The sequence below is a fragment of the Luteimonas mephitis DSM 12574 genome (assembly GCF_000422305.1).
GTDB classification, from domain to species: Bacteria; Pseudomonadota; Gammaproteobacteria; order Xanthomonadales; family Xanthomonadaceae; genus Luteimonas; species Luteimonas mephitis.
Genome location: NZ_AULN01000002.1, coordinates 1 through 3,292 on the forward strand (window position 1 = coordinate 1; position 3,292 = coordinate 3,292).

The following is a 3,292-nucleotide window of genomic DNA, read 5'->3' on the forward strand; positions in this document are numbered from 1 at the left end:
CTGACGGCGCTCCTGGCTGGAGCGACAGGCTTGCGCCGGGAACTATCAATGGCGCGGACTAACACAAGCATTGCACTTGCCCGAGCGGCCTAACGCTTGAGTTAACCCGACCTGCGTAGTGGAACCAACCACATGGCAAGCTCTATCTGCCATGTGGTTGGTGGAACGAAGCGGGTTCGGGTTGAACGAACTGTTAGGCCGCAGTCTAGAGGCTTGGTTGAAGATGTGCGACCAGGTCAGAAACAGCCTCAAACTGGCCGCGCCGGTGGGTTGTGAAGTTGACGACCATGACCGTGCCACGAGGGCTACCGGTGGGGAGGTACGTGTACCAAGTGCGTGGTCTGCCCCAACCGCCAGTTGGAGTGTAGAACCAAATGAGATCCTTGCCATTGGCGCGGGTTGTTGCGGCATACCGCAAGCGATCATGGCTTTGAGGATGCTCCCCTACGTAAACGTCAAAGAGCACTCGCCCTGTCTGCGTATGTGTGTACTTGCACAGGCGGAAATCAACTCCATCTTGCCGAGTGACGGCCACAGAGTCGACTCCTGGGAGAACTGGACAGCCTGCCAGCACTCCCCTGTCTGTATGAGAGAGATCGACAGGCGGAGGCGGAGACTGGCTGCAGGCAACAAGCACTAGTAACAATCCAGTTGCACCGATTCTCGTCATGCGGCCTAACGCCTGAGTTAAGCCGACGTGCGTAGTGGAGCCAAACACATGGCAAGCTTTATCTGCCATGTGTTTGGTGTAACGAAGCGCGTTCGGCTTGAACGAATTGTTAGGTGCCGCCCCCGAGGGACGACACGATGCCCTGATGGTACTCAGGGTCCTTGTCACGGAACTCCAAGACCTCGTTGCCCAAGTCTATGTTAATGAAAGCCTCTCCATAGCTAGCCTCACCGCCTGCCTCGAAGAAGATCTTTATCTTGGCCGGAATCTTACGGAGATCGCTTGGATCGGTGTCCATTCCCGCCATAGTGATCTCTACGCGGGTAGCCATGTGCTCTGGGACCGGCAGTGCGTACTCGTGTGCGAGAAGCGAAAGGAATGCATCGCTTTCAGGGCCAACGCTACGAATATGTCCCTTGCCCCAGTACACCGTAACTGGAGTGTCCTCAATTGGTTGGGGCTTCCATTCAGGCCCTAAGTCCACCGCGAAACTCACGGTCTTGTCTTTGATGTTGCCTCTAGCAATCACGGTCAAGGAGCCATCTTTAGCCCACCTGTGCTCAGCAATAGGCAGAGTGATGTCAATAAAATCGTCCTCGCGATCAATGCGACCGGAGGGCGGTTCTGAGCCGAATGCACGGCCGAAGATGCTAGCGAGAACTCCCATCAGAAACACTCGAAGTAGTAGTGATGTCACGTGCGGCACCTAACGCCTGAATTAAGCCGCGCCGCGAAGCGGCGTCGGCTTGAATGAATTGTTAGGGCTCAACTGTCTCACCCTCCCGCAGCGGTCTGCAAGAGACTACCCGGCCCACGGATAGCTTGCGCTGATATGCGCCCATATGGCCGAATTGACCAAGTGATGAGACGGAACCTTCAAGCTCAACGTATACGCGATGCCAGGGTGCATTGAGCTCTTGGTTGAAGGTCAGAAAGGCGCAGGGAAGCGAACCCTCCACCCACCAACGCTCCTCCGCCGCTGACAGCGGACGAAACTCCCGTGTCTCAAAGCCCTCTGTGTAGTAGCCGGCATGGATTTTTGGCTCCGACTCCACAGCAACTGACGGCTCTGGTATGCGAGTACAGCCAGTTGCTGCAATGACTAACAGAAGCAGAGCAGCTTTCATTGAGCCCTAACGCTTGAGTTAAGCCGAGCCGCGAAGCGGCTTCGGCTTGAACGAATTGTTAGGCTGCATTGGCCGGCGCATCTGGGCCGCTCTTTTTGATGCGTCTAACGTTGCGCCAGAAGAAGTACACGCCAATACCGAAGATCAGGAGCTTTACAAGCAATGGCGCTGTAAAGCCATTTGCCTGGAAGGACAAGAACGACTCAAGTGCATAGAACAGGGCAACGACTGCACCAGCGATGGTAAAGATGAGTGCTTTGACGTTCATGGTATTCCCCAAATGCGGCCTAACGCTTGAATTAAGCCGCGCCGCGAAGCGGCGTCGGCTTGAATGAATTGTTAGACGATCATAGCGAGTAGCTGACTTTTGTGTCGGCAATGATGATCTTGCCGTTGACCTGCAAGTGCTTGATAAGTGTTTCCAGCTGGGGCTCCGTGATGGAACTCTTTGCGTTCTTGACAGTTGCGCGGATGGTGCTTTTGAGTGTCTCAACTTTTCTCGGGCGAGACGCGCCGCGCTTTTCAAGATCTGCGAGAACAACTGCATAGTTGTCGATCTTCGGTGGAACGGTAGCAGCTTTAGCCGGAGCAACAGGCGAAGGCTGTGCTTTGCCATTGCCATTTGGACAGACGAACTTGCCGTTTTGATTCAGAACAACGCGAATTTTCTCTTTAAGTGACATGCTGCCAAAGAGCGCATTGACTGCTTTGCAGCAGGCAACGCAGTTGTCATCGCTGTTGCTTCCGGCGCGGGAGGAAGGAACAAGATGCTCGACACTAGCGTCTGCTTTTGGAAGGGGCATGTTGCAAAAGAAGCAAATGCCTCCCTGGGCAAACATTAATCTGTCAAGCGGCTTGGTGGTCATCTGATCGTCTAACACCTTGAAATAAGCCGACCCGCGAAGCGGGTTCGGCTTGATTGAACTGTTAGGCCGCCGGCCGAAGAAACGACGCCCCACCGAGGCGAACTTTACGACAGATCCTGCCGGAAGACGCGCTTGCGCCGGGTGCGATCTGGAGTGAGAAATGGCAAGCCTGTCCGTGAGCCAGCGGCCTGCGCCGTGAACGGGCGAGGGTGACCTGACTGCGCTTGCCGCTTGGAGCGACAGGCTTGCGCCAGGACGTACCAGCTGCACGGCCGAGCACGGCATTGCACTTGCCCGAGCGGCCTAACACTTGAAATAAGCCGACCCGCGAAGCGGGTTCGGCTTGATTGAACTGTTAGGCCGCCGGCCGAGGAGCCAACGACCTGCTTGGCGGACTTTACGACAAATCTGGCCGGAGGACGCGCTTGCACCGGGTGCGATCTGGAGTGAGGAACGGCCGCCCTGTCCGTGAGCCAGCGGCTTGCGCCGTGAACGGGCGAGGGTGACCTGACTGCGCTTGCCGCTTGGAGCGACAGGCGTGCGCCGTGAACTGTCTGGACTGCTGCCGGTTCCGTGGACACCATCCTAAGCTATCTGTAGTTGCTGCTCGTACTGCGCGGGGCTGATGT

Annotated in this window: 3 protein-coding genes; all 3 read right to left on the reverse strand. The window is 56.3% G+C overall.

Annotated features, from left to right (window positions below; all coding sequences use genetic code 11):
• Positions 1–779: 779 nt before the first annotated feature.
• The 3 genes from H570_RS0100080 to H570_RS18400 all read right to left on the reverse strand — a co-directional run bounded on the left by H570_RS0100080 (position 780) and on the right by H570_RS18400 (position 2,663).
• The gene (locus H570_RS0100080; RefSeq protein ID WP_027078983.1) at positions 780–1,337 is read right to left on the reverse strand and encodes a hypothetical protein; all 558 of its coding nucleotides are present in this window, start codon (positions 1,335–1,337) and stop codon (positions 780–782) included.
• A 518-nt stretch (positions 1,338–1,855) separates the two neighbouring features.
• Positions 1,856–2,065, reverse strand: coding sequence for a hypothetical protein (locus tag H570_RS0100085; protein ID WP_027078984.1), 210 nt, complete (start codon positions 2,063–2,065; stop codon positions 1,856–1,858).
• Between the two features lie 79 nt (positions 2,066–2,144).
• A complete protein-coding gene (locus H570_RS18400) occupies positions 2,145–2,663 on the reverse strand; it encodes an HNH endonuclease (RefSeq protein WP_084499542.1) in 519 nt (172 codons plus the stop codon).
• Positions 2,664–3,292 lie beyond the last annotated feature (629 nt).

Excerpts from the sequence above, each read along its gene's own strand:
- H570_RS0100080 (WP_027078983.1), bottom strand. The coding sequence starts at position 1,337 with ATGGGAGTTCTCGCTAGCATCTTCGGCCGTGCATTCGGCTCAGAACCG.
- H570_RS0100085 (WP_027078984.1), bottom strand. The coding sequence starts at position 2,065 with ATGAACGTCAAAGCACTCATCTTTACCATCGCTGGTGCAGTCGTTGCC.
- H570_RS18400 (WP_084499542.1), bottom strand. The coding sequence starts at position 2,663 with ATGACCACCAAGCCGCTTGACAGATTAATGTTTGCCCAGGGAGGCATT.